The following is a 24,605-nucleotide window of genomic DNA, read 5'->3' on the forward strand; positions in this document are numbered from 1 at the left end:
AATGTCGCCTTTCCCTGCCGACGCCTGCTCCTTTGACCGATTCCCCCGACTCCTCACCCGCCGACGCGCTGCCGGTGCACTGGCATCGGCGTGTGCTGACGCTCGCGTTCCCGATCGTCCTCGCCAATCTCACGCAGCCGATTCTCGGCGCAGTCGACACCGCCGTCGCCGGCCATCTCGGCGGCCCGCAGTATCTCGGCGGCGTCGCGCTCGGCGGGCTCGTTTTCAGCTTCGTGTTCTGGGGCTTCGGCTTCCTGCGCATGGGCACGACGGGCCTCGTCGCGCAGGCGTTCGGCGCACGCGATGCCGCCGCCGTGCGGGCCAGCGTGATGCGCGCGCTGATGCTTGCACTCGCGATCGGCGCGGCGGTGCTCGCGCTGCAAGTGCCGATCATCCGGTACGCGCTGCGCGTGCTCGGCGGCAGCGGCGCGGTGCAGGACACCGCGAGCGCGTATTGCCACGCGCGCATCTGGGCCGCGCCGTTCGCGCTCGGCAATTACGCGGTGCTCGGCTATCTGCTCGGCTGCCAGCGCGTGCGGCTCGCGCTCGTCACACAGGTGTTCATCAACGCGGTGAATATCGTCGCGGTGCTGCTGTTCGTGTATCGCTTTGGCTGGGGGATCGCGGGCATCGGCGCGGCGACCGCGTTTGCGGATTTCGGCGGCTTCGCGCTCGGAGCGGCGATTCTCTGGCGTTTGCGCGAACGCGGCCTGCCGCCCCTCGCGCTTGCCACCCTCTTCGATCTCCGCGCGATCCGCCGCCTCGTCGCGATCAATCGCGACATCTTCGTGCGCACGCTCTGCCTGCTCGGTTCATACGGCTGGTTCGCGCACATGGGCGCGCGTCAGGGCGATGCCGTCCTCGCAGCGAACGCGCTCCTGCTCAACTTCCAGACCTTCATGGCCTTCGGGCTCGATGGTTTCGCGCATGCGGCGGAGGCGCTCGTCGGTGCGGCGACGGGCGCGCGTGACCGGCACGCGTTCCGCCAGGCCGTCAGGGTGACGATGCTGTGGTCGGCCATCGGCGCGGCGGGGTTTTCCATCGTCTACTGGATCAGCGGGGAATGGATCATCGCGCGGCTGACGGATCAGGCCGTCGTGCGCGAAGCGGCGATGCGCTATCTGCCGTGGGCGGCGGTTCTGCCGCTGGCATCCGTTGCGGGATTTCAGCTCGACGGCGTGTTCATCGGCGCGACGCGCACGCGCGAGCTGATGAAGGCGATGGCCGTCTCGCTCGCGGTGTATTTGCTCGCCGCGTGGACGCTCGCCGGTCCGCTCGGCAATCACGGGCTATGGCTCGCGCTCACCGCGTTCATGGTGGCGCGAGGCGTCACGCTGTGGATGCAATTGCCGTCGATCGAGCGGGCGTTGTGCGGGGGCGGACGGGCGTGACTATTGTGCTCTGGACGGCGACGCGGCGAGCCCTTCCAGCAACGCCTTATGAAACGCCTGCGGGTCCTGCATCTGCGGCGCGTGACCCAGTTCCGGAAACTCGACGAGCCGCGCTCCTTCGATGCGCTCCTTCGCCAGCTTCGCGAGTTCCGGATAGCGGCCGAGCGTCGCGCGAATGTCGGGCGGCGCGAGGTCCTTGCCTATCGCGGTGGTGTCCTTGTCGCCGATCAACAGTAACGTCGGCACGCGCAATTGCTCGAACTCATAGACCACGGGCTGGGTATAAATCATGTCGTAGAGCAGCGCCGAATTCCACGCGACGATACTCTTGCCCGGCCCGCGATACATCCCCGCAAGCATCTGCACCCAAGGCTCGTAATCGTCGCGCCAGTGGCCCGCGTAGTACGTATTCATCTCGTATCGGCGAATACCGTCGGCGCTGGTCTTCAATTCGCGCGCATACCAGTCGTCGATGGAAATCGACGGCACGCCCTTCGCCTTCCAGTCTTCGAGCCCGATCGGATTGACGAGCACCAGTTGCTCCGTCTCGCGCGGATACATCAGCGCATAGCGCACCGCGATCATGCCGCCCGTCGAATGCGCGATGAGCGCCGGACGGCTCACGCCTAGCGCCGCGAGCAGCGCATGCGTGTTGCGCGCGAGTTGCTGGAAGCTGTATTGATAACGCTCGGGCTTGGTGGACTTGCAAAAGCCGATCTGATCCGGCGCGATCACGCGATAACCGGCATCGCTCAACGTATCGATGGTCTGCTTCCACGTCGCCGCGCAGAAGTTCTTGCCGTGCAGCAGCACGGCGGTACGCCCGTTCGGATGCGCAGGATGCACGTCCATATACGCCATCCGCACGACCTGACGCTGCGACGTGAACGCGAATCGCGCGACCGGGTACGGATAGTCGAAGCCTTGCAGTTCGGGGCCATACGCGGGACCGTCGTTGCTGGCGGGCGCTTGCGCCGTATCGTCAGCGGATGCATAGGGCGCGACCGTCAGCGCGACGCACGCGGCTATCGAAAACAGGATCGATCGAATCAAACGAGGCTTCATGGGCGTTCTTTTTCGGGATGATGGAGGCCCCGGCGATTCTAGCTCGCAGCCGCCGGTTGCGTTTCGATGCCGTCGCGCAGCCTTTATACTGTGCCGCCTCGCTGGCCGCGCGTCGAATGCAGCGCACCGGCGGGTTATCAGCAACGTATCAAGCGTCGCATTCAGTTCGGACTTTCAAGCATGCAAGCAAGCATCAAGGCGCTCGTCGCCGCCCTTCTCGGCGCCGCGTGCATCAGCGCGTTCGCGAGCGACTGCCCGCAGTTCAGCCCGGGCGGCCTCGCTCCGGTCGTCACCAATTCGAAGATGCGCGCGTCGGCGCAGGAAATCTGTTATTCCGACTTCGCGCTCCTTCATTCGGGCATCACGCACGGGCCGCTGTGGTCGGCGGAACATCTGACGGCAAAGAGCGTCGATGACGCCAAAGACAACACGCGCACCAACCGCTTTTTCGTCGACAAGCGGCTGCCGCCCGGCGACAGCGCCCAACTCGACGACTACAAGCGCAGCGGCTACGATCGCGGCCACATGAGCCCCGCAGGCGATCGCGCGACGAAGAAAGGCATGGCGGAATCGTTCTCGCTGGCGAACATCGTGCCGCAGGACCCGTCGAATAACCGGAGCATCTGGTCACGCATCGAGGAAGCGGTGCGCCGCCTCACGGAAGAATCGGGCGAGGCGTACGTCGTGACCGGGCCGCTGTTTTCGGGCCGGCAATTGCAGACCATCGGCGAATCGCGCGTGCTCGTGCCCACGCAGTTGTACAAGGTGGTGTATCTGCCGCAACGGCAGATTGCGTTCGCGGTCGTCGTCGAGAACACGCCGACCAAAACCTATACGATGAAAACCGTGCGCGAACTCGAAGCGATGAGCGGTCTCGCGTTCCCCGGCATCCCCGATGCACTGAAAGACAAACGAATTGGAGGACTAAGAGGTGTTTAAGCCATTTGCCAACGATACCGACGCGATGAACATCGCGGGCGACGCCATCAGCATCGTCAACGGCACGACGCGCGTGACCGTCAGCGGCGATCTGACCATCGCGCGGGACAAGGCCGGCCTGGCCGCCGCAAAGGCGCTTCACGAAGCGCTGGGTGCGATCGTCGCGGCGCTCGAGAGCGCGTCGGATCTGCCCGCGAAGCTCGCCGAAGAGCCGCCCGCGCCAACAGGGACGGCGGACAATCCGTTCATCTGACGTGATCGACCTGCATGTCGGCCCGAGTCCGCTCGGGCCCATTCTCTACCGCGCGGAAGACGGGCACCTGACCGGTCTCTTCTTCATCGGACAGAAGCATTTTCCGAAAGGCATCCCGCAAGCGATGCCCGACGCGGACCGGCCCGCCCCTCGCGTGATCGCTCAGGCACAGGAAGAGATCGCCGAATACTTCGCGGGCGAGCGCCGGACGTTTTCGGCGCCGGTCCGGCTGCACGGGACGGTGTTTCAGCAACAAGTCTGGGAATTGTTGAGCCGGATTCCTTTCGGCGATGCCTGGACCTATGGCGATCTCGCGCGCCGGCTGGGTCTGCCGCCGGGCGCATCGCGGGCCGTTGGCGGCGCGAACGGGCGCAATCCGGTGGCGATCATCGTGCCGTGTCATCGCGTGATCGGCGGCGACGGCGAGTTGACGGGTTACGCGGGCGGCGTCGATCGCAAGCGTTCGCTGCTCACGCTCGAAGGCGGACCGGGCCGCGAACAGCTCCTTCTCTTCTGAACACGTAATGAAAAAAAGCTCGCGGACCCTGCGGTTCGCGAGCTTTTTATCTTGCGCCGTCGATGCAGCTTATTGCGTCAGCACGATTTCCACGCGACGGTTTTCTGCGCGGCCGTCGCTCGTCGCATTCGATGCAACCGGGCGCGACTTGCCGTAGCCCTTCGCCGCAAACGCCTGCGACTGGACAGTTGGGCGCTATCGAACGCGAAGTTCGTCTTCCCGTCGAGCGTGACCACCTTGCGTGAGGGTGCGGCGACGGGCGCAGCGGCGACTGCAACAACTGCCTGCGGCTTGGATTCAGCAACCGGAGCCGGCGCGCCGCAGGTGAAGATGACCGAGCGCGCATCGCCCGGAGCCTGCGTGCCTTCGACGTTTTGCAACACCGTATACGGCTGGTCGCCGCAAGCCTTCTTGACAGCCTGCATGCAGGCGCTGCCGTTTTCGAAAAGACCATAGCATTCGGCGCGGAAAGCGGACTGCCCGCTCGACGTCCTGATCTGCTGTGTATTGAACGTAGGCCCGGAATTGGACGCGCAACCGGAAAGCACGGCAGCGACTGCAAGTACAGCGGCAACGATTTTATTGAACATCTCGGATTTAGTCAGGTAGGGCAACGAGCCTGGGATGACACGCGCTTTACATTGAGGACGATGCCTTGCGTTACCCGCCGCAGTTGCGAGGCGGGCCATTCCAAAGCCGGGCGATTCTAGCAAGGGCGAACAGGCCGATCGCAGCAGACAAATCCCAATTTTTCGAACTATTTCTAAAGTCGACAGCTCGCGTCATGCCCTGACGGGGAAGCTGCCGAAATCGCGACCGGAAATGTCAAAGCGATTTACGGCGCCGCGTATCCGCTTGAGAAAACTGCGACGATTCATTCAGTTTCGGCGATTCACGCGGCGAGAAAATGCGCGAATCCGACGGCGGGGTCGACATGCGAGAGAAAATCGCCCGGTCGGCCCGAAAGTTGAACGGAGCGGCCGACAGCATATGAGGGTCCATCAACGGCTCCGCCGCATGCGACGATACCGGCGAGAACAACAACGAAGAAGCGAGACAGGCGGCGAGCGCGACAGCGCCCAAAACCGGATGCAAACGGTGCATGGCTTGGAAGGCAATGACTGGCGCGGCGCGCCGGGACAGACGCCGGAAACACACGGCGTCCAGGAGAAGCAACGCTCGGATTTCAGCAGCGCGGCCGTCGGCCGCCCATGAGAAACATCTCAAAATGCTCTGTATGTGACGAACCGCCATATTGCGCGACTGCGGGCGCGATTCATGCGGCGCATTCCAACCACGGATCATTGTGGGCATCGCCTCTCGCCGGTGCCGTCCGCGCCGGAACGCACGCACTAAAAGGCTTTGCGACGAGCGGATTCGCGCATTTACGGCGACAGCTTGACTCTCGTCAGCGATAATTCGCCATCTTGAAAAGGCGGTTCGCCGAGTAAAAACGAAATTCCCATGAGCGAAGACAACATTCTCCCGCCTGATTCATCGCCGCAGCCGACCGCCAGCGACGGCAACGTGACGACGGGTGTCCCGGGCCTCGATCAAATTCTCGGCGGCGGCCTGGTCGAAGGCGGGCTCTATCTGATCGAAGGCATGGCTGGCGCGGGCAAAACGATACTCTCGTCGCAGATCGGCTTTCACCGCGTGAAGAACGGCGACAAGGTGTTGTACATCACGCTCATCGCCGAGTCGCACACGAAGCTGCTGTCGCATTTGCGCGGACTGTCGTTCTACGACCCCGACGCCATCTCGGACCGCATGCTGTTCGTGAGCGGCTATCACGAACTGATGCGCGACGGTCTCTCCGGATTTCTTTCGCTGATCGCCGCGACGATCAAGACGAGCCGTCCGCGCTTCATGGTCATCGACGGTTTTCGCAGCGCGCGCGAATTCAGTTCCACCGAGCTGGAGCTCTCGCAGTTCATCCACGAGTTGTCGGCGTTCGTGAGCGCGGCGCGGTGCACGACGCTGGTGCTCGCGCCGCTGTCGGGCAACGAGCCGCATCCGGAACACACGCTGGTCGACGGGCTCATCGAGCTGAACCGATTCAACACCGGGATGCGCCGCGCACGCGAAATCGAAGTCCACAAGCTGCGCGCGCGCGATCATTTGCTCGGCAAGCATTTCTTCAATATCACGGCGAACGGGCTCGTCGCGTTTCCGCGGCTGGAAGCCACGTCCGAGCAGGCGGGCGCGCCGCGCCACCTCGAAGGCAGGCTCGATTTCGCGCTCCCGACCTTCGACCGCATGTTCGGCGGCGGCGTGATGCGCGGCTCCACGACCACGCTCGTCGGGCCATCGGGTGTCGGCAAGACGCTGCTCGCGCTCAAGTTTCTGCAGGCGGGCACCGATCGCGGCGAACCCTGTGTCTACTTCGGCATCTACGAGTCCCCCGAGCGGCTCATCGCGAAGGCGCTCGCAGTCGGCATCGACCTGAAAGACGCCGTGAAGGACGGGCGGCTCGCGATCCACTGGCATTCCGCGGTGGAACTCGCCATCGACGAGCTCGCCGCCGAGCTGATCGCCGTCGTCACGCGCACGAACGCGTCGCGGCTCGTGGTGGACGGCATCGACGGCTTCCTGCAGTCGGCGAATCGCAGCGAGCGTTTTGGCCTCTTCATCAACGCGCTGACGCAGCGTCTTCGCAATATCGGCGTGACGACGGTGCTGACCGAGGAATTGCCGCTTTACAACGAATTCGGCGCGCCCGCGACGCTGCGCGCCTCCGCGATGACGGAGAACATCGTCCTCATGCGCTACGTCGAACTCAATTCGGCGCTCCATCGCATGGTGACGATCGTGAAGCAGCGCGAAGGTCCGCACGATACGGGGATCCGCCGGCTCACGATCGACTCGGACGGGCTGCATATCAGCGAGGGGTTCATCGGGCCGACGGGCATCCTGTCCGGCCATCCGTCGCTCTCGCCCGCGATCTCCGTGTCGGACCCCGGCGCGCGCGCATGAAAAAGATCCTCGTCGTCGACGACGAATTCGACATCCTGACCACGTGGCGGCTCGTGCTCGAAATGGAGGGCTACGAGGTGATGACCGCATTCAACGGACGCGTCGCGCTCGAGGCCGCCAACTTGAGCGCGCCCGATCTCGTCATCACCGACTGGATGATGCCGCACAAGGACGGCGTCGAGCTGATCCGCGATCTGGCCGCGAGCGAAACGCTGAGCAAGGTGCCGGTGATCCTGATGAGCGCCGCCGCGCACGCGCCCGCGGTCGATCACCCGCACACGCAGTTTCGCCGCAAGCCGTTTTCGATTGACGAGCTTCTCGCGCTGGTGAACCATCTGATCGGCCCGGCGTGAAGCGTGATTCATGCGCCGGGCACGAAGCGTGCTCTATCGTCCGTTCCGGCGCTGCCGGTTGAATCGAAGCAGTTCGACGCAGTTTCGAGGCAATTTCAACGCAAACCGCATCAACCAGAATGGGAGGCACCATGGTGCAAGATCAAGTGGAAGGCACGGCGCAAAACGTGGTCGGCAAGGTGCAGGACGCGGTCGGCGCGCTGACGGGCGATGCCGGCACGCAGGTGGAGGGCAAGGCGCGGCAGGCGTTGGGCTCGCTGCAGCAGACCTACGGTCAGACGATCGACAACGTGCGTTCGGCCGTCTCCGATCAGCCGATCAACGGCGTGCTGATTGCGGCTGCTGTCGGCTTCCTGCTCGGCGCGTTGTGGAATCGCGATCGCTGATCGTGCGATGCGCCGCCCGCCGGCGCATGCAGTCGAAAATGCAAAGCCGGCGCCCTAGTGCGCCGGCTTTGTCGTTTCTGCGCGTTTTGCGCGTGCGCCTGGGCTTCTTCGCTAGACGGCGAGCACGTTCGACAACGTGCCGATCCCCGCAATCGATACATCCACGCGCGCCCCGTCCCTGATCGAGCCGACGCCGACCGACGTGCCGCACGCGATGACATCGCCGGGAACGAGCGTCATGTCGTGCGAAATCAGGCTGACCTGCTCGGCGGGCGAGAAGATCATGTCGTCGAGCGGATAGTTCTGCCGTTCGACGCCATCGACGGTCGTCGTGAGCGTCGCGCTGCGCCAGTCGAAACCGCGCACGATCGCCGGCCCGAGGCACGTAAAGGTATCGAAGCCCTTCGAGCGGCACCACTGCGCGAAATTCGGGTCCTCCTGCAGCAGTTCGATCGCGGTGACATCGTTCACACAGGTATAGCCGAAGATCGCGTCTTCCGCCTCTTCCACCGACGCGCCCGACACCGTCTTGCCGATCACGATGCCTAGCTCGCCCTCATACGCGATCTTGCCGTGATAGCTGCGCGGACGCCTGATCGCCTCGCTCGGCCCGATGACCGACATCGGCGGCTTGATGAGAAAGAGCGGATGCTGTGGCGGCGCCTTGTCGAGTTTCTGCGACAGCGCGTAATAGTTGTTCCACAGCGCGACGATCTTGCTCGGCTCGCACGGCGCGAGCAGCGTGAGATCGTCGGCGGCGAAGCTGATGTCGGTTGGGCGCGGTCGATCGAAAAGCGCGCCGTCGTGCTGCACGACGCGTCCCGAATGCGGATCGAGCGTGCCAAAGCCGATGCGTCCGTCGCCGTCGCGAAAGCGTATCCAGGTGGTCACTGATGCGTCCTTGGTTGTGTGAGGGAGCGCGGGCCGCGCTCCCTCGTTTCACGTCAGATCAAACCTGCCCCGCGCGCCCACTTATATTTGGCGCCGAGCACCGCAACCGGCAATTCGGTCGAATACGCATATGCCGGAACGCCGTGCTCGTACAAATACTCGGCGGCTTCCTCCACCTGCACGTCGCCAGCGAGCGACGCGACGATCGGCTTCTCGATGCCGAGCGCCTTCATCTCCTCCTTCACTTCGATCACGAGCTTCGCGAAGACCATCGGCGGCGTGATGATCGTGTGCCAGTAGCCTAGGATGATCGAATGGATGCGGTCGTCCTGAAGTCCGAGCTTGATCGTGTTCTTGTACGTGCTCGGCGGCTCGCCGCCGGTGATGTCCACCGGATTGCCCGCCGCGCCGAACGGCGGGATGAACTTCCGAAACGCGGCGTCGAGATCGTCGGGCATCGTCATCAAGGACAGGTTGTTGTCGACGCACGCATCCGACAGGAGCACGCCCGATCCGCCCGCGCCCGTGATGATGACGACGTTCTCGCCCTTGGGCGTCGGCAGCTTCGGAATGCCGCGTGCGAATTCGAGCAGATCGCGCAGCGAGCGGGCGCGGATCACGCCGCATTGCTGGAACACGTCCTCGTAGATCTTGTCGTTGCCCGCGAGCGCGCCGGTGTGCGAACTGGCCGCGCGTGCGCCGAGACTCGTGCGCCCCGCCTTCAGCACGACAACCGGCTTTTTCTTCGATACGCGCTTCGCCGCTTCCGCGAACGCGCGCCCATCCTTCAGGTCCTCGCAGTGCTGCGCGATGATCTCGGTGTTGTCGTCCTGCTCGAAGAACGTGAGCAGATCGTCCTCGTCGATATCGCTCTTGTTGCCGAGCCCGACGATCGCCGACACGCCCATCTTCGCCGAGCGCGAGAAGCCGATGATCGCCATGCCGATCCCGCCCGACTGCGACGACAGCGCCGCCTTGCCCTTCACGTCATACGGCGTGCAGAACGTCGCGCAGAGGTTTTTCGGCGTGTAATAGAAGCCGTAGATGTTCGGCCCCATCATGCGGATGTCGTACTGGCGCGCAATCCTCACGATCTCTTCCTGGCCTTCGTGATTGCCCGTCTCCGCGAACCCCGACGGAATCAGCACCGCGCCCGGAATCTTCTTCTCGCCCACTTCGACCAGCGCCTGCGCGACGAACTTCGCCGGAATCGCGAATACGGCGACATCGATCACGCCGGGCACGTCCTTCACGCTCCTGTACGCCTTGCGGCCCATGATCTCGTCGGCCTTCGGGTGGATCGGATAGATCGTCCCCTGATAGCCGCCGTTGATGAGATTCTTCATCACCGAATTGCCGATCTTGCCGTCCTCGTTCGACGCGCCGATCACCGCGACCGCATCCGGCTTCATGATGCGGTTCATCTGCGTGACGATCTGCTCCTGCGTCGGACGATAGCGCGGCGCGGCCGGCTCGAAGTCCATCACGATCCGCACGTCCGCCGCCACCGCGCCGCCCGGGCTCGCGAAAACCGGGTTCAGGTCCATCTCGGAGATTTGCGGGAAGTCGTCGACGAGGCGCGACACGCGCTCGACCAGCGTGACGAGCGCCTCGCGGTCCACGGGTTGCGCGCCGCGCACGCCGCGCAGGACTTCGGCGGCCTGGATGCCGTCGAGCATCGACGCCGCTTCTTCACGCGTCACCGGCGCGAGGCGGAAGGTCACGTCCTTCAGCACTTCGACCAGCACGCCGCCGAGACCGAACGCGATCAGCTTGCCGAACGACGGGTCCGTCACCGCGCCGATGATCACTTCCTGGCCCGCGCCGACCATCTGCTGCACCTGCACGCCGATGATCGTCGCGTTCGCATCGTACTTCTTCGCGTTCTCGATGATGGACGCGTAGCCGGCGCGGACATCGGCCTCGTTCTTCACGCCGACAAGCACGCCACCCGCTTCCGTCTTGTGCAGGATTTCCGGCGACACGATCTTCAGCACCACCGGAAAGCCGATGAACGACGCGAGCTTCGCCGCATCGTCCGCGCTGGTCGCGACGCCTTCCTGCGGCACGGAAATGCCGTAGGCATCGCAGACGAGCTTGCCTTCCGGCGCGGTCAGCGAGGTGCGGCCCTCCGCCTTCACGCGATCGAAAATCTCGGCGACGCGGCGTTTCGCATCGCTCGCATGCAGCGGCACGACGTTGGTGGCATGCGTGGATTCGTTGCGCGCTTCGCTGCGTTCCTGGACAACGGTGCTGTTCATTTGAAATGTCTCCGTGTGTAGGGGCGTGCCGGTTCGCGCCGCCCCTCGACCGGAGGCGGCGGCGTCACAACATCGATGAGGCGTGGGTCAGATCGCGCCGAGGCTTCTCAGCGTGGCGATCTGGTCGGGCGAGTAGCCGAGTTCGGCCATGACTTCCTCGGTGTGCTCGCCGAGCAGCGGCGAGCGCGCGACTTCGGTCGGGCTGTCCGACAGCTTGATCGGATTGCCGACCGTCAGGTACTTGCCGCGCACCGGATGATCGACTTCGACGACCGTGCCCGTCTTTCGCAGCGACGGCTCCTCGGCGATTTCCTTCATCGAGAGGATCGGGCCGCACGGGATGTCGTGCTTGTTCAGGATTTCCATCGCCTGAAACTTGGTCTTCGTCATCGTCCAGCGTTCGATCTCGGCGAAGATGTCCTTCAGGTGCGGCAGGCGCGCGTTCGGCGTCTTGTAGTCGGGATGGTCGATCCATTCCTCCCTGCCGATCACCTTGCAGATTTCGCCCCACACCGGCGCCTGCGTGATGAAGTAGATGTACGCGTTCGGATCGGTTTCCCAGCCCTTGCACTTGAGAATCCAGCCCGGCTGACCGCCGCCGGATGCGTTGCCCGCACGCGGCACCGCTTCGCCGAAAGTGCCGTTCGGGAACTGCGGGTACTCCTTCATCACGCCGGTGCGCTCGAGCCGCTGCTGGTCGCGCAGCTTCACGCGGCACAGGTTGAGCACGCCGTCCTGCATCGCCGCGAGCACTTTCTGGCCGCGCCGCGTCTGGTTGCGCTGATACAGCGCCGTGACGATGCCGAGCGCGAGATGCAAGCCGGTGCCCGAATCGCCGATCTGCGCGCCGGTGACGACGGGCGGGCCATCGTCGAAACCCGTGGTCGATGCCGCGCCGCCCGCGCATTGCGCGACGTTCTCATAGACCTTGCAGTCTTCGTACGGCCCCGGCCCGAAGCCCTTGACGGACGCGACGATCATCCGCGGATTCAACTCCTGGATACGCTCCCACGTGAAGCCCATGCGATCGAGCGCGCCCGGCGCGAAGTTCTCGACGAGCACGTCGCACTTCTTGACGAGCGTTTCGAGCACCTTCTTGCCTTCGGGGTTCTTCGTGTCGATCGTGATCGACCGCTTGTTGTGGTTGAGCATCGTGAAGTAGAGGCTGTCGGCGTCGGGGATATCGCGCAGTTGTTCCCGCGTGATGTCGCCCGCGCCCGCGCGCTCCACCTTGATCACGTCGGCCCCGAACCACGCGAGCAACTGCGTGCAGGTCGGGCCCGACTGGACGTGCGTGAAGTCGAGAATGCGCACGCCGTCCAGCGCCTTGCCAGAAGTGTTCACCGTCATGGCTGTCTCCAGTCTCTCTTGCGACGTTTATAGGTTCTACGTTTATTTGTACATCGTCTGCGCCATCGTGCCGGGGGCATACACGGTCGGATCGACCCAGATGTTGATGACCGCGCTCTTGCCCGTCCTGGCGATCGACTCGCGCGCCCGCTGCAACGCACCCGCGATCTTCGACGCTTCGTACACTTCCTCGCCGTAGCCGCCCAGCATTTCCGCGAAGCGTCCGTACGGCACGTCCGACAGCAGGTTGCCGACGTTGCCGCGCTCCTGCCCGTACTTCGCGAGCTGGCCGTAGCGAATCTGGTTCATCGCCGAGTTGTTGCCGATGACCGCGATATACGGCACGCCGAAACGATTGGCCGTTTCCATGTCGAACGAGGTCATCGAGAACGCGCCGTCGCCGTAGTAGCAGAGTACTTCTTTCTCGGGATTGGCGAGGCCCGCCGCGATCGCGAAGCCGGTGCCGACGCCGAGCGAGCCGAGCGCGCCGGGGTCCATCCACTGGCCGGGGCGGCGCGGACGCACGGCTTGCGCGGAGATCGTGACGACGTCGCCGCCATCGCCGATATAGATCGTGTCGTCGCTCAGGAACTGGTTGATCTCGTGCGCGACGCGGTACGGATGGATCGGGCTAGAGTCCGACGTGAAGAGCGGCATCAGCTTGGCGGTCGCGGTTTCTTCCGCCGCCGCGAGTTCGCGCATCCAGGCCTGGCGCGACTGACGCTTGTCGTTCTTGAGACGCCCGCTCGCCGCCTGCAGCGCCGCGCCGAGAATCGCGCCCGGATCGCCGACCAGGCCGAGGTCGATATCGCGGTTCTTGCCGACCGTGCGGTAATCCATGTCGATCTGCACCAGCTTCAGATCCTTGCTGATGCGCTTGCCGTAACCCATGCGGAAATCGAACGGCGTGCCGACGATCACGATCAGGTCCGCCTTCGCGAAAGCCTGCGAGCGCGTGCGGTCGAAGTGATGCGGGTCGCCCGGCGGCAGCAAGCCGCGGCTCGCGCCGTTGAAATAGCCGGGAATGTCGAGGCCGCGCAGCAGCGCGATGGCTTCCTCGTGACCGCGCGCCGTCCACACTTGCTGGCCGTACAGAATCGCCGGGCGCTCGGAGTTGACGAGCAGATCGGCGAGTTTTTCGATGTCCTGCGGATCGCCGACCGATTTCGTCGATGCGCGATAGCGCCCCGGCTGCGGGATCACGGCCTTGGTGACGTCGATTTCACGGTCGAGCACGTCGCGCGGAATCTCCAGATACGCCGGGCCGGGTGCGCCGTTGAACGCTTCGCGGGCGGCCATCGAGATCATGTCGGCGACGCGCTCGGTGCTCGGCACGGTCGCGGCGAACTTGGTGATCGGCGCCATCATGTCGACGTGCGGCAAGTCTTGCAGCGAGCCCATCTTGTGTTGCGTGAGCGCGCCCTGCCCGCCGATATGGATGATCGGGCTTTCCGAGCGGAACGCCGTCGCGACGCCCGTCACCGCGTTCGTGCAGCCGGGACCGGCCGTCGTGACGACGCAGCCGAGCTTGCCGGTCTGACGCGCATAGCCATCGGCGGCGTGGGCGGCGACTTGCTCGTGACGCACGTCGATGATGCGGATGCCTTCATCGACGCAGCCGTCGTAAATATCGATGATGTGGCCGCCGCACAGCGTGAAGATCGTATCGACGCCTTCGTTCTTGAGCGCTCGCGCGACCAGGTGGCCGCCCGAAACGACGCCCGCGCCGCGAGTCTTTTGCTTGAGCGTGTCTTCGGCGGTGGTGGTGGCCGGAGCGACTTCGGGACGGCTGCTGACGACTTCGGACATTGTTGTCTCCTCCTCGATGGGGGTTGTGTGCGATCACGAGGCGTCGCGCTGCCGCCCGGTGTCTGTGATATACAATATTCCACACACAGTATTAGTTCAAGCGTCCGGCGGGGGCGAAAACCCTGTGATGCGGCGCATCAATCGCTTTCTGCCTGATGGTTTGCGTTCCCGCTTGTTTTTCACGCTGCGATGCAGCATCCCGAACACCCGCCGCAGCCTTTTTGATGTGGACTGAAATGTGATATATCACATACTAGCGCGAACGCCCCGCAGTTCTCTCGCGCCACAGCCATCACAAAAGGAGACGCAATGAACATCCACGAATATCAGGCGAAGGCGCTGCTGCGAAAGTACGGCGTTGCGGTCCCGCAGGGCCGCGTCGCCTTTGATGCGCAAGAGGCCGCCGACGCCGCGACCGCGCTGGGCGGCCCGGTCTGGGTCGTCAAATCGCAGATTCACGCGGGAGGCCGCGGCGCCGGGCGCTTCTCGAACGATCCCGATGGCAAGGGCGGCGTGCGCGTCGTGAAATCGGTCGATGACGTGCGCGAGAACGCCCGCAAGATGCTGTCGTCGGTGCTCGTCACGAAACAGACGGGGCCGGCGGGCAAGGCAGTGAAGCGCCTCTATATCGAAGAAGGCTGCGACATCGCACGCGAGCTGTATCTGGGTATGCTGGTCGATCGCGCCAGTTCGCGCATCACAATCATGGCGTCGACGGAAGGCGGGATGGAAATCGAGGAAGTGGCGCACCGCACGCCGGAGAAGATTCTCAAGGTAGCGATCGATCCGGCGACCGGCCTCCAGCCGTTTCACACGCGGCAGATCGCGTTCGGGCTTGGGCTGTCCGGCAAGCAGGTCGGGGCGGCGTCGAAGTTCATCGCGGCGCTGTATCAGGCGTTCGTCGATCTGGATGCGTCGGTCGTCGAAGTCAATCCGCTCGTCGTGACCGGCTCGGGCGATGTCATCGCGCTCGACGCCAAGCTGAATTTCGACGACAACGCGCTGTACCGGCACCCGGATATCGAAGCCTTGCGCGACGAGGACGAGGAAGACCCGGCCGAGATCGAAGCCGCGAAACACGGGCTGAACTATGTGAAGCTCGACGGCAACATCGGCTGCATGGTGAACGGCGCGGGCCTCGCGATGGCGACGATGGACATCATCAAGCTCTACGGCGGCGAGCCGGCCAACTTCCTGGACGTCGGCGGCGGCGCGACACAAGAGCGCGTCGCGACGGCGTTCAAGCTGATCCTGCGCGATCCGAAAGTGCGCGGAATTCTCGTCAACATTTTCGGCGGCATCATGCGCTGCGACGTCATCGCGCAAGGCGTCGTGGCGGCGGCGCGGGAAGTCGATCTGCACGTGCCGCTCGTCGTGCGTCTCGCGGGCACCAACGTCGACGCGGGCCGCGAAATTCTCCGCACCTCGGGTCTCGCGATCATTCCCGCCGAAAATCTCGCCGATGCCGCCGACAAGATCGTTTCCGCCGTTGCCGTGGGAGAGTCCAAATGAGCGTTCTCATCAATAAAGACACCAAGGTCATCTGCCAGGGCTTCACCGGCGCGCAGGGCACGTTCCATTCGGAGCAGGCGATTGCCTACGGTACGCGCATGGTCGGCGGCGTCACGCCGGGCAAGGGCGGCACGTCGCATCTCGACCTGCCCGTGTTCGACACGGTGGCGGACGCCGTCGCCCGGACCGGCGCGGACGCGTCGGTGATCTACGTGCCGCCGCCCTTTGCCGCCGACGCCATCCTCGAAGCGATCGACGCGGAAGTGCCGTTCATCGTCTGCATCACGGAAGGCATACCGGTGCTCGACATGCTGCGCGTGAAGCGCGCGCTCGCCGGATCGAAGAGCCGTCTCGTCGGCCCGAACTGCCCGGGCGTCATCACGCCGGGGCAATGCAAGATCGGCATCATGCCGGGGCATATCCATCAGCCGGGGAAGATCGGCGTCGTATCGCGGTCGGGCACGCTCACTTACGAGGCGGTGGCGCAGACGACGGCCGCCGGGCTTGGGCAAACGACGTGTATCGGCATTGGCGGCGATCCGGTGAACGGCACGAACTTCATCGATTGCCTCGAGCTGTTCCTTGCGGACGACGCGACCGAGGGCATCATCATGATCGGCGAAATTGGCGGATCGGCGGAAGAGGAAGCCGCGCAGTTCCTGAAGGATGCGAAGACGAAGAAGCCGGTCGTCGGGTTCATCGCCGGAACGAGCGCGCCGCCGGGACGGCGCATGGGTCACGCGGGCGCGATCATTTCGGGCGGCTCGGGGACGGCCAGCGCAAAGATCGACGCGATGCGGGCGGCAGGCATCCATGTCGCAGATTCTCCCGCGACGCTCGGTGAAACGATGGTGCGTGCGCTGCGCTAAACCGCGGTCGCTACGTAAAAAGAAAGGCCGCGCGGCAAACGCCGCGCGGCCTTTCTAATTGATACCGCCGACTCCGGCGCAGACTTAGTCCAGAAAATCGCAGTTTGCTTCGACGAACGCCGCCAGGTCGAGCGAATGCTGCCTGACGAGACGCTCGACGAGTTCCGTATCGCGCCTTTCCAGCGCCTCGATGATGCGCATGTGATCGACGATCGAGCGCGACGCGCGGTCGCTCTGCGAGATCGTCATCTTTCGAATGGCGCGCACGTGCACGAAGATGTTCTTGATCGTATCGAAGATGATCTGCGACTTCGACAGCCGCACGATCGCCTGATGAAAAGCGATGTTCGCTTCCGAATACTCGTCGATGTGCTCGGCAGGCGTGGTGTCGCGGAAGTTGTCGAACATGTGACGCAACTGGGCGATTTCCGCATCCGTCGCGCGCTGCGTCGCGAGGCGCGCCGCCATGCTTTCGAGCGCCGCCCACATATGAATCATCTCGACGATCTCGCGCTTGGTCTTGCGCAAGATGTACACACCGCGACGCGGCACCGTGCGCAGAAAGCCTTCCTGCTCCAGCAGCGTCATGGCCTCGCGGATAGGCGTGCGGCTTACCCCGAGCGCCTCCGTCAGCTCTTTCTCATCCAGACGGATCTCTTCACGCGAGCGGTAAATGTCCGCTTCCGCAATGGCCTGCCGCAGCTTCGCGTACGCCTGATCGCGCAGCGAAACCGTGGCGTTGATCGGCTCCAGCGAAAGCGTCAGTCCCCGTACTTCCGGCCGGTCTACGGATTGAGTATCAGATGGCATTGATGGCTTGATTTCCCATTTGCGGCCGGTCTGCGATAACACGCTTGCCCGAACCGCCGTTCCGATCGTCCGCCGCGAGACCGGCAAAGCGACCGTGATCCTGTGCGCGCTGCAACATGTCCTGCGGCACTGCCGACGCAATCACAAACGTAACGCCCACACCCACGGCCACCAGCGCGAATCCGACAACTACCAACAAGGCGATGCTCATTTAAAGGCTCCGGTTGATCACTCAAGAGCCTCCAGTATATGTTGCGTCGCAGCAGGACGCAACATATTTTGCATCTTGTATATCAGAAACAACGCTGGCGCCATCGAGTGCAGTTTATGCCGCTTTCTGCGTCTGCGGGAGTGGCAGCGCATGTGCCGTGCCTTGATTGACTGCTTCGCGCAACTTGATCAATGCGAGGACGGCATCGATCATCGGCGTGTCGATTTTCACCAGGCGGCCGATTTCCTGAACGACGGTAATCAGCGGGTCGATTTCCATCGGACGGCCCGCTTCGCAGTCCATCAGCATCGAGGTCTTGTGCGCGCCGACCGCGCCCGCGCCGTTGATGCGCCGCTCGACGTCCACGCGGAAATTGACACCGAGCTTGTCGCCGATGGCTTTGGCTTCGAGCATCATCGCCTTGGACAGCGCGCGCGTGCCGGGATCGCTCGTCAGGACGTCGAGGGTGGCGTGGGTCAGCGCGCTGATCGGATTGAAGCAGAGGTTGCCCCACAGCTTCAGCCAGATTTCGTCGCGGATGTTGTCGCGCATCGGCGCTTCCATGTCGGCGGCGACCATGATGTCGTGCAACGCCTGCAGACGCGGCGTGATTTGCCCGCTCGGCTCGCCGATCGGAAACTTCTTGCCGTAGTGATGTTCGATGACGCCCGGCTCGGCGATCTCCGCGGCGGGCAGCAGCACGCAGCCGATTGCCCGTTCCGGCCCGAACACGCTCCACTGCCGGCCGCCGGGATCGATGCTTTGCAGCGTCGTGCCGGCCAGTTCGCCGCCGTGCTCATGGAAGTACCAGTAGGGCAAGCCATTCACTGCGGTGACGATCGCCGTCTCGGGACCGAGCAGCGGCGGCATCAGATCGACGACGCCCGGCACCGAATGCGCCTTCAACGCGATGATGACGAAATCTTGCGGGCCGAGTTCGGCGGGATTATTCGTGCAGCGGACCTTGACCGTGTGCTCTTCCCCGTCGATCCGGAGACGAACGCCATTCGCCTGCATCGCCGCCAGATGCGGCCCGCGCGCCACGAAACTGACATCGGCTCCGGCACGCGCAAGCTGTGCTCCCATGTAACCGCCGATGGCGCCGGCGCCGTACACGCAGATCTTCATGGTTCGTCTCCAGGAGTAAGTAGCTTTCAGCCTTCTGATATACAAGATACTACATTCCAGGTGCACGCCGAACAAGGCAAATCGAGCGAGCGGAAACCCGCACGCCGCGCCTGCGGTGCGTCAGTGATCGGCATCCATCGGCGTCTACCGGGAAACGGTCAGGCTTCGATCGCCTGGGATGCGATAAGAGTATGCGTCGACGACGCGATGAAGTGCCACCATACGCTCGCCGCGCTGGCGCGCAACGCACGGCCGCGCCGGCGGACGAGCATGATGGTGCGCGACTCTTCCGGTGCGAGCGGGATGAAACGCAAGCGATCGGTTTCACAGGCGGTGCGGGCGTGCATCGGCAGGACGCCGACGCCCAGCCCCGCTTCGGCCATGCGTGCGACCGCCGCCGGTTGCGCGAGCCGCTGGCGGACCGCGCCAGTCACGGCGTATCGCGCCAGCGCGGCTTCGATGGCGGCGAGGCTGCCGGTGTCATCGTCGAGAAGAAGCAGTGGCATACCGCGCAACTGCTGCCAGTCCACGCGCTGTGCCCCGGCCAGTCGATGCGACGCGCTCACGACAGCGGCGAGCCCGTCTGCAAAGAGCGGCTCGCTCGCGAGGTCGTCGAGATTGTCCGGCGCGATGACAACGCCGAGTTCCGCCTCGCCGGAACGCACGAGTTGCAGCACGGCGTTCTGCGGCCGGTCCATGAGCACGACGGTGATATCCGGAAGACGTTCCCGGCAAGAAGCGAAGAGCGGCGGCAGGACGCTCGCCGTCAAACCGCAACTGCACGCGAGATTGACGACGCCCGGCTCGCCCGATCCCGGCGCACGCGGCAGCAGCGTGGCCTCCAGTTCTTCGACGAGCGGCGCGATGCGCGACAACAGCTTGCGACCCGTATCGGTGAGCGTGACCTGGCGTGTCGTCCGGTCGAACAGCCGCAGCGCGATTTCATCTTCGAGTTCTCGAATGCCGCGGCTGACTGCCGATTGAGTGATGCCGAATTCATCGCCCACGCGCGTGAAACTGCGATAGCGCGCGAGCGTGATGAACAATCGCAATTGATGCAGCGAGACGGAAGGCGCATGCGCGGAGCCGGGCGGACGGTCGCGCATGCCGTGCCTTCTTATTGAACCGACGTGTTGCGCGACGCTTCCGGCCAGCCTGCCTGGAACGACGCATTCACCGACGCATCGCCCGACGTTTCGGCAGCCGAGTTCTCGATCCAGCGTTTGCGCATCGGCGCGAGCACGAACTTGGCGCACAGTCCCGCCGCGATCGATGTCACCGCCGCCGTGATGAACACCGCGTTCCACGAACCGATCGACGCCAGCACCGATGCCAGCGGCACCAGCATCGACGCCGTGCCTTTCGCTGTGTAGAGCGTGCCCGCGTTCGCAGCCGCGTACTTGCTGCCGAAGGTGTCGGCGCAGGTCGCCGGGAAGATCGAGAAGATCTCGCCCCAGCAGAGGAAGGTCATCGCCGCGAACAGCATGAAGAGATACGGGTTATGACCGAACTCCATCAGTCCGAGCAGCGCGACGCCTTCCCCGAGAAAGATGATGAACATCGTGTTCTCGCGGCCGATCTTGTCGGAGATGAAGCCGCATAGCGGGCGCGTGAAGCCGTTGCACAGATTGTCGATGGACAGCGTCATCGCGAGCAGCGGCAGCGTCACGCCGAGCACGTTGACGGGCATCTTCGCGAAGCCGTATTCCTTGGCGATCGGCCCGAACTGCGCCGTGGCGATCACGCCGCCGGCCGCGACGAACACGAACATCAGATACAGCACCCAGAAGAGCGGCGAGCGCACCATCTGTCCGGTGGTGTAATCGATCTTGGTCGACACGACGCGCTTCGCCGGCACCACGTTGACGGGCGGCTTCGGACGCACGAGCAGCAAGGCGAGGAAGAAGATGCACACGCCCTGGAAGATGCCGAAGAACATGAACGCATGTTCGTAGCCCGAGCTTTGGATCATGTTCGAGATCGGGATGACCGTCACCGCCGCGCCCGCGCCGAAGCCCGCTGCCGTGAGGCCGGCGGCGAGTCCCCGCTTGTCCGGGAACCACTTGAGCGCCGTGCCGACGCACGTGCCATACACGCAGCCCGCGCCGATACCCGCGATCACCGCCGCGATGTACAGATGCGCGAGACTCGTCGCGTGCGCATCGATGACCCAGCCGATCGCGGCGCAGATCGAACCGCCGATCACGACCGGGCGCGGCCCGAATTTATCGACGAGCCAGCCCTCGACGGGCACGAGCCACGTCTCGGTGACGATGAAGATGGTGAAAGCCGTTTGAATCGCCGCTTGCCCCCAATGATGCTTGGCATCCATGGGTACGACGAAAAGGGTCCAGGCGTACTGCAGGTTCGCGACGAGGCCCATGCATGCAATGCCGATCGCTAGCTGAATCCACCTGTTGTGATGACGCCCGTGCGATTGCCCGGACACAACCGTGTCTGCGCTTGCCATGTCTGTCTCCGTTATCTGTAATCGGCGCTCGTACGGCGCCTGATGCACTGCGAGAACGCGGGCGCGGTGCGCCAGCGGGCGAGGCGGTCGGTCAGGGAAGATGTTCGGGACGCGCGGCGCGGGCGTGGCGGCGCACATCGAGAAGGGCGATGAAGTAGCACATCTGGCCAACATCCGCGTCAGGCGATCGAAGAATCATTTCGAGCGATTCCCAATAGAGTCCGGATGATTGATGCAGCCTTTACAGGCTTTCGTGTGCTGCAATTTCGCGACTGGCTTACAAGTTCCAGAGGCGTGAAGGCATCGTGGGGGAGAAAAACGATTAGGGAAAGTTAAAAAAATTTATTGTATAAGTTAGCTATCGTGAATGGATGAGGGCTAGCCGTGCTGCGTAACGCCACCCTGCGTCAACTCAAAATTTTCGAAACGGTCGCGCGCCGGCTCAGCTTTTCCCGGGCTGCGGAGGAGCTTTATCTCACGCAGCCGGCGGTATCCACACAGGTGAAACAACTGGAGGAACATGCGGGCTTGCCGCTCTTCGAGCAGCTCGGCAAGAAAATCTACCTCACTCCAGCCGGGAACGAAATGCTCCATTACAGCAGGTCGATTCTCGAGCAATTCCGCGAAGCCGACGATGCGATGGCCCGCCTCAAGGGCATTTCGGGCGGCACGCTCAACGTCGCGGTGATCAGCGCGGGCGACTACTTCTTTCCCCGCTTGCTGGCGGCGTTCACCAGGCGCAATACCGATGTGCGGCTCAATCTGGCGGTACACAATCGCGAAGAATTGCTGCATCAACTCACGGACAATCTCACTGATCTGGCCGTCATGGTTCGGCCGCCGCGCGATATGGATACGATCAATGTATCGTTTGCGCCGCATCCGTATGTGATCGTCGCGCCGCCGGATCATCCGCTCGTCGGGCGCAAAAACATTCCGCTGGAAGCCCTCGCCGATGAGCCGTTCATCGTTCGCGAGCGCGGCTCGGATACCTGGAACTCAATGGAAGAAGGCTTTGCGGGGCGGCTCGCCAATCTCAATGTCGCGATGGAAATCACGAGTACGGAGACGATCAAGCAAGCCGTAATTGCGGGAATGGGCGTGAGTTTTTTATCGGCGCATACGATCAGCATGGAATTGCAGGTCGGCAAGCTCGCCGTGCTGGACATCGAGGGTTTTCCCGTGATGCTCAACTGGTTCGTCGTGCATCGGAACAATAAACGCTTGCCGCCCGTCGCACTTGCTTTCAAAGAGTTTCTTGTCGAAGAAGGTGCGGCGCAGATCGAAGCCATTACGCAAATCGTCGCCAAGACCGGCACGCCTGACCTATAAGCGATCGCAAATAGGAAGCAGAAGAAAGTTTAACTGTCCTCTATGGATCAGGTTGCCTATTCTCCATGCATGCCCCACGGCCATACAGGAGACGATCATGATCCATTCAACGCTTGGCGATGAGCGCGAGATTCAGGCGCAAGTCTGCGCCTTCAATACCGCTTTCGAAGAACTCGACCTGATGTTCCGGTGGGATGCGCAAACCTATCGCTCGCTGGCATCGGCGGACAGCGACTATGGCAAGCTCGCGCAATACATCGGCACGCATTGCCCGCATCTGCTGACGGCTTACAGCGCGGAGTTTCTTTGCCAGGCGATCATCGAGCGGAAAAATTCGACGATCGAGGCTTGCCGGCAAAATACCGTGCAGTACGAGGACAGCACACAGCGCGCGCGGCTTTGGCGTGCGCGTAACGAGGAAGGTCAGCGCGTGGGAGTCTGATTCCATATCGCGCTGGGAAGGTCGCACAAAAGGGGCAGCGGTTGCTGCCCCTTTTGTGCGTTTGCTTCTGGGTGTCAGCCCTCGCGAGCTTGCGCTCGCAATTAATTCCCGCAAGACGCTCCAGTCGATTGCGGTCTCTCACGACACATGCCGTGAGAGACCACGTCCTTTCTTCATGACGTCAACGCCACCCACACCGCCTTCGGCTCGGTAAAGTTCTCGATGGCCACGTCGCCGTGCTCGCGGCCAAAGCCCGAATCGCCGGAGCCGCCCCAAGGCAGGCGCACGTCGGTGTAACCGTAGGTATTGACCCAGACGGTGCCCGCCTTCAACTCCGCCGCCATGCGATGCACCCGGCCGATATCCGCGCTCCACACGCCCGCCGCGAGGCTGTACGCGGTGCCGTTGGCGATGCGCAGCGCGTCGGCTTCGTCGTCGAACGGGATCACGCTCGCGACCGGCCCGAAGATCTCTTCCTGCGAAATCCGCATCTCGTGCTCGACGTTCGCGAACACGGTCGGCTCGACGAAGTAGCCGCGTTCGCCTGACCGCTTGCCGCCCGCCACGAGCGACGCGCCCTCGCCCTTGCCGATGTCCACGTAATCGAGCACGGTCTTCATCTGCTTCGCCGAAATGAGCGGGCCCATGTTGGTTTCGCGTTGCGACGGGTCGCCGAGCTTGATGCTTCGCGCCCGCCGCCCGAGACGTTCGACGACCTCGTCATAAACGGCGCGCTGCACCAGCACGCGCGATCCCGCCGAACACACCTGCCCCGCGTTGAAAAAGATGCCGGACGCCGTGGCGCGTACGGCGCTGTCGATGTTGGCATCGGCGAAAATCACGTTCGCCGATTTGCCGCCAAGCTCCAGCGTCACGCGCTTGAAATTGCCCGCCGCGCCCTGCAGAATGCCGCGCCCGACAGACGGCGAGCCGGTGAACGTGATCTTGTCGACGCCAGGATGCGCAACGAGCGCATCGCCGACGACGGAGCCTTTCCCTGTCACGATGTTGAGCACGCCCGGCGGCAAGCCTGCTTCGAGCGCGAGCCGGCCAACCATCAGCGCGGAAAGCGGCGTAATTTCCGCGGGCTTCACGATCAGCGTGCAGCCGCATGCGAGCGCAGGCGCGATCTTCCACATGCCGATCATCAACGGAAAATTCCACGGCACGATGGCCCCGACGACGCCGACTGGTTCGCGCACCGTATAAGTCAGCGCATCGGGCCGCGCGGGCACCACTTGACCGTTGATCTTGTCGCACCAGCCGGCGTAATAGGCGAGCGTATCGATGGCGGCGGGCACGTCCTGACGCTGCACGCCCGCGATCGGCTTGCCCGCATCGAGACTTTCCAGCGCGGCTAGCTCTTCCTGGTTCTCACGCAATAGTTCGGCGAGCCGCATCAGGATGCGTCCGCGCTCGGCGGCGCGGATCGCGTTCCACGGTTTCAGTGCGGCGCGCGCCGCCTGCACCGCGCGATCGACGTCCGCCGAAGTGCCTTGCGCCACGTAGGCGATGGCGTTTTCGGTCGCGGGATCGAGGTTCGTCGAATAGTCGCCGCCGCTCGGCGCGACAAACTCCCCGCCGATCAATAGCTCGTAACGCTTCAGGTCCGCAGTGCTTTCCATCTCCGTCTCCCTGCT

The 24,605-nt window shown here is 63.7% G+C and carries 24 protein-coding genes; 11 read left to right on the top strand and 13 right to left on the bottom strand.

The features are described 5' to 3' along the window. Positions 1-32: 32 nt before the first annotated feature. Complete coding sequence (locus LDZ21_RS18290; RefSeq protein WP_244795169.1) at positions 33-1,391, top strand: MATE family efflux transporter; 1,359 nt, start codon at positions 33-35, stop codon at positions 1,389-1,391. Here LDZ21_RS18290 and LDZ21_RS18295 read toward each other — a convergent pair whose 3' ends face one another. Then, positions 1,392-2,456, bottom strand: coding sequence for an alpha/beta fold hydrolase (locus tag LDZ21_RS18295; RefSeq protein ID WP_244795170.1), 1,065 nt, complete (start codon positions 2,454-2,456; stop codon positions 1,392-1,394). Positions 2,457-2,636: 180 nt separating this feature from the next. On the opposite strand from LDZ21_RS18295, the gene LDZ21_RS18300 reads away from it, so the two are divergent. From LDZ21_RS18300 to LDZ21_RS18310, 3 genes are read left to right on the top strand one after another with little or no spacing between them, the layout of a single operon-like run. Beyond that, a complete protein-coding gene (locus LDZ21_RS18300; protein WP_081850950.1) occupies positions 2,637-3,395 on the top strand; it encodes a DNA/RNA non-specific endonuclease in 759 nt (252 codons plus the stop codon). After that, entirely contained in the window at positions 3,388-3,648 is a 261-nt protein-coding gene (locus tag LDZ21_RS18305; protein WP_244795171.1) for a hypothetical protein, read from the top strand. The genes LDZ21_RS18300 and LDZ21_RS18305 overlap by 8 nt, the downstream gene beginning before the upstream one ends. Position 3,649: 1 nt before the next feature. Beyond that, positions 3,650-4,165, top strand: a complete 516-nt coding sequence (locus LDZ21_RS18310) for a methylated-DNA--[protein]-cysteine S-methyltransferase (RefSeq protein WP_244795172.1) — start codon at positions 3,650-3,652, stop codon at positions 4,163-4,165. A gap of 77 nt (positions 4,166-4,242) precedes the next feature. Here LDZ21_RS18310 and LDZ21_RS31185 read toward each other — a convergent pair whose 3' ends face one another. Both LDZ21_RS31185 and LDZ21_RS18320 read right to left on the bottom strand, forming a co-directional pair. After that, positions 4,243-4,755, bottom strand: coding sequence for a hypothetical protein (locus LDZ21_RS31185; protein ID WP_280519420.1), 513 nt, complete (start codon positions 4,753-4,755; stop codon positions 4,243-4,245). A gap of 235 nt (positions 4,756-4,990) precedes the next feature. Beyond that, the gene (locus tag LDZ21_RS18320) at positions 4,991-5,479 is read right to left on the bottom strand and encodes a hypothetical protein (RefSeq protein ID WP_244795173.1); all 489 of its coding nucleotides are present in this window, start codon (positions 5,477-5,479) and stop codon (positions 4,991-4,993) included. Between the two features lie 150 nt (positions 5,480-5,629). Here LDZ21_RS18320 and LDZ21_RS18325 point away from each other — a divergent pair, with 150 nt between their 5' ends. The 3 genes from LDZ21_RS18325 (at position 5,630) to LDZ21_RS18335 (ending at position 7,880) form a co-directional block, all read left to right on the top strand. After that, on the top strand, positions 5,630-7,141 hold the full coding sequence (locus tag LDZ21_RS18325) for an ATPase domain-containing protein (protein WP_244795174.1): 1,512 nt from the start codon (positions 5,630-5,632) through the stop codon (positions 7,139-7,141). Beyond that, positions 7,138-7,494 (top strand): response regulator transcription factor, encoded by a 357-nt coding sequence (locus tag LDZ21_RS18330; protein ID WP_244795175.1) that lies wholly within the window; start codon positions 7,138-7,140, stop codon positions 7,492-7,494. Before LDZ21_RS18325 ends, LDZ21_RS18330 begins: the two co-directional genes overlap by 4 nt. A 131-nt stretch (positions 7,495-7,625) precedes the next feature. Beyond that, a complete protein-coding gene (locus LDZ21_RS18335; protein WP_035967520.1) occupies positions 7,626-7,880 on the top strand; it encodes a CsbD family protein in 255 nt (84 codons plus the stop codon). 111 nt (positions 7,881-7,991) lie between these two features. Here the strand turns inward: LDZ21_RS18335 and LDZ21_RS18340 are convergent, their stop codons facing one another. From LDZ21_RS18340 to LDZ21_RS18355, 4 genes are all read right to left on the bottom strand, one after another. Then, complete coding sequence (locus LDZ21_RS18340; protein WP_244795176.1) at positions 7,992-8,771, bottom strand: fumarylacetoacetate hydrolase family protein; 780 nt, start codon at positions 8,769-8,771, stop codon at positions 7,992-7,994. 53 nt (positions 8,772-8,824) lie between these two features. Continuing rightward, positions 8,825-11,032 carry an acetate--CoA ligase family protein gene (locus tag LDZ21_RS18345; protein ID WP_244795177.1) on the bottom strand — a complete coding sequence of 736 codons (2,208 nt, stop codon included), beginning with the start codon at positions 11,030-11,032 and terminating at the stop codon, positions 8,825-8,827. A gap of 87 nt (positions 11,033-11,119) precedes the next feature. After that, a complete protein-coding gene (gene frc, locus LDZ21_RS18350) occupies positions 11,120-12,382 on the bottom strand; it encodes a formyl-CoA transferase (RefSeq protein WP_244795178.1) in 1,263 nt (420 codons plus the stop codon). A gap of 42 nt (positions 12,383-12,424) precedes the next feature. Then, positions 12,425-14,191 (bottom strand): thiamine pyrophosphate-binding protein, encoded by a 1,767-nt coding sequence (locus LDZ21_RS18355; protein WP_244795179.1) that lies wholly within the window; start codon positions 14,189-14,191, stop codon positions 12,425-12,427. Positions 14,192-14,500: 309 nt separating this feature from the next. On the opposite strand from LDZ21_RS18355, the gene sucC reads away from it, so the two are divergent. Beyond that, entirely contained in the window at positions 14,501-15,703 is a 1,203-nt protein-coding gene (gene sucC / locus LDZ21_RS18360; RefSeq protein ID WP_244795180.1) for an ADP-forming succinate--CoA ligase subunit beta, read from the top strand. Beyond that, positions 15,700-16,572 carry a succinate--CoA ligase subunit alpha gene (sucD, locus tag LDZ21_RS18365; protein WP_035967511.1) on the top strand — a complete coding sequence of 291 codons (873 nt, stop codon included), beginning with the start codon at positions 15,700-15,702 and terminating at the stop codon, positions 16,570-16,572. Before sucC ends, sucD begins: the two co-directional genes overlap by 4 nt. Positions 16,573-16,656: 84 nt before the next feature. On the opposite strand, the gene LDZ21_RS18370 is transcribed toward sucD, so the two are convergent. The 5 genes from LDZ21_RS18370 to oxlT form a co-directional block, all read right to left on the bottom strand. Then, the gene (locus tag LDZ21_RS18370; protein ID WP_244795181.1) at positions 16,657-17,382 is read right to left on the bottom strand and encodes a GntR family transcriptional regulator; all 726 of its coding nucleotides are present in this window, start codon (positions 17,380-17,382) and stop codon (positions 16,657-16,659) included. Then, positions 17,372-17,593 carry a hypothetical protein gene (locus LDZ21_RS18375; RefSeq protein WP_035967508.1) on the bottom strand — a complete coding sequence of 74 codons (222 nt, stop codon included), beginning with the start codon at positions 17,591-17,593 and terminating at the stop codon, positions 17,372-17,374. Before LDZ21_RS18375 ends, LDZ21_RS18370 begins: the two co-directional genes overlap by 11 nt. Before the next feature lie 114 nt (positions 17,594-17,707). Beyond that, a complete protein-coding gene (locus tag LDZ21_RS18380; RefSeq protein ID WP_244795182.1) occupies positions 17,708-18,721 on the bottom strand; it encodes a 2-dehydropantoate 2-reductase in 1,014 nt (337 codons plus the stop codon). A gap of 158 nt (positions 18,722-18,879) precedes the next feature. After that, the gene (locus LDZ21_RS18385; RefSeq protein ID WP_244795183.1) at positions 18,880-19,827 is read right to left on the bottom strand and encodes a LysR family transcriptional regulator; all 948 of its coding nucleotides are present in this window, start codon (positions 19,825-19,827) and stop codon (positions 18,880-18,882) included. A gap of 11 nt (positions 19,828-19,838) precedes the next feature. Continuing rightward, the gene (gene oxlT / locus LDZ21_RS18390) at positions 19,839-21,191 is read right to left on the bottom strand and encodes an oxalate/formate MFS antiporter (RefSeq protein ID WP_244795184.1); all 1,353 of its coding nucleotides are present in this window, start codon (positions 21,189-21,191) and stop codon (positions 19,839-19,841) included. 387 nt (positions 21,192-21,578) lie between these two features. On the opposite strand from oxlT, the gene LDZ21_RS18395 reads away from it, so the two are divergent. Together LDZ21_RS18395 and LDZ21_RS18400 are read left to right on the top strand one after the other, a co-directional pair. Next, positions 21,579-22,523 (top strand): LysR family transcriptional regulator, encoded by a 945-nt coding sequence (locus LDZ21_RS18395; RefSeq protein ID WP_244795900.1) that lies wholly within the window; start codon positions 21,579-21,581, stop codon positions 22,521-22,523. Between the two features lie 97 nt (positions 22,524-22,620). Beyond that, the gene (locus LDZ21_RS18400) at positions 22,621-22,965 is read left to right on the top strand and encodes a hypothetical protein (protein WP_244795185.1); all 345 of its coding nucleotides are present in this window, start codon (positions 22,621-22,623) and stop codon (positions 22,963-22,965) included. Positions 22,966-23,138: 173 nt separating this feature from the next. Here LDZ21_RS18400 and LDZ21_RS18405 read toward each other — a convergent pair whose 3' ends face one another. Beyond that, positions 23,139-24,590: an aldehyde dehydrogenase family protein gene (locus tag LDZ21_RS18405; RefSeq protein ID WP_244795186.1), complete on the bottom strand. Its 1,452-nt coding sequence runs from the start codon at positions 24,588-24,590 to the stop codon at positions 23,139-23,141. Positions 24,591-24,605 lie beyond the last annotated feature (15 nt).

Origin of the sequence: Caballeronia grimmiae (genome assembly GCF_022879615.1) — a bacterium.
GTDB lineage: Bacteria > Pseudomonadota > Gammaproteobacteria > Burkholderiales > Burkholderiaceae > Caballeronia > Caballeronia grimmiae.

Coding starts and splice junctions, on each gene's coding strand:
- sucC (WP_244795180.1), top strand. CDS start 14,501: ATGAACATCCACGAATATCAGGCGAAGGCGCTGCTGCGAAAGTACGGC.
- LDZ21_RS18405 (WP_244795186.1), bottom strand. CDS start 24,590: ATGGAAAGCACTGCGGACCTGAAGCGTTACGAGCTATTGATCGGCGGG.
- LDZ21_RS18400 (WP_244795185.1), top strand. CDS start 22,621: ATGATCCATTCAACGCTTGGCGATGAGCGCGAGATTCAGGCGCAAGTC.
- LDZ21_RS18325 (WP_244795174.1), top strand. CDS start 5,630: ATGAGCGAAGACAACATTCTCCCGCCTGATTCATCGCCGCAGCCGACC.
- LDZ21_RS18335 (WP_035967520.1), top strand. CDS start 7,626: ATGGTGCAAGATCAAGTGGAAGGCACGGCGCAAAACGTGGTCGGCAAG.
- LDZ21_RS18295 (WP_244795170.1), bottom strand. CDS start 2,456: ATGAAGCCTCGTTTGATTCGATCGATCCTGTTTTCGATAGCCGCGTGC.
- LDZ21_RS18380 (WP_244795182.1), bottom strand. CDS start 18,721: ATGAAGATCTGCGTGTACGGCGCCGGCGCCATCGGCGGTTACATGGGA.
- LDZ21_RS31185 (WP_280519420.1), bottom strand. CDS start 4,755: ATGTTCAATAAAATCGTTGCCGCTGTACTTGCAGTCGCTGCCGTGCTT.
- LDZ21_RS18320 (WP_244795173.1), bottom strand. CDS start 5,479: ATGCCCACAATGATCCGTGGTTGGAATGCGCCGCATGAATCGCGCCCG.
- sucD (WP_035967511.1), top strand. CDS start 15,700: ATGAGCGTTCTCATCAATAAAGACACCAAGGTCATCTGCCAGGGCTTC.
- oxlT (WP_244795184.1), bottom strand. CDS start 21,191: ATGGCAAGCGCAGACACGGTTGTGTCCGGGCAATCGCACGGGCGTCAT.
- LDZ21_RS18300 (WP_081850950.1), top strand. CDS start 2,637: ATGCAAGCAAGCATCAAGGCGCTCGTCGCCGCCCTTCTCGGCGCCGCG.
- LDZ21_RS18345 (WP_244795177.1), bottom strand. CDS start 11,032: ATGAACAGCACCGTTGTCCAGGAACGCAGCGAAGCGCGCAACGAATCC.
- LDZ21_RS18355 (WP_244795179.1), bottom strand. CDS start 14,191: ATGTCCGAAGTCGTCAGCAGCCGTCCCGAAGTCGCTCCGGCCACCACC.
- LDZ21_RS18330 (WP_244795175.1), top strand. CDS start 7,138: ATGAAAAAGATCCTCGTCGTCGACGACGAATTCGACATCCTGACCACG.
- LDZ21_RS18375 (WP_035967508.1), bottom strand. CDS start 17,593: ATGAGCATCGCCTTGTTGGTAGTTGTCGGATTCGCGCTGGTGGCCGTG.
- LDZ21_RS18385 (WP_244795183.1), bottom strand. CDS start 19,827: ATGCGCGACCGTCCGCCCGGCTCCGCGCATGCGCCTTCCGTCTCGCTG.
- frc (WP_244795178.1), bottom strand. CDS start 12,382: ATGACGGTGAACACTTCTGGCAAGGCGCTGGACGGCGTGCGCATTCTC.
- LDZ21_RS18370 (WP_244795181.1), bottom strand. CDS start 17,382: ATGCCATCTGATACTCAATCCGTAGACCGGCCGGAAGTACGGGGACTG.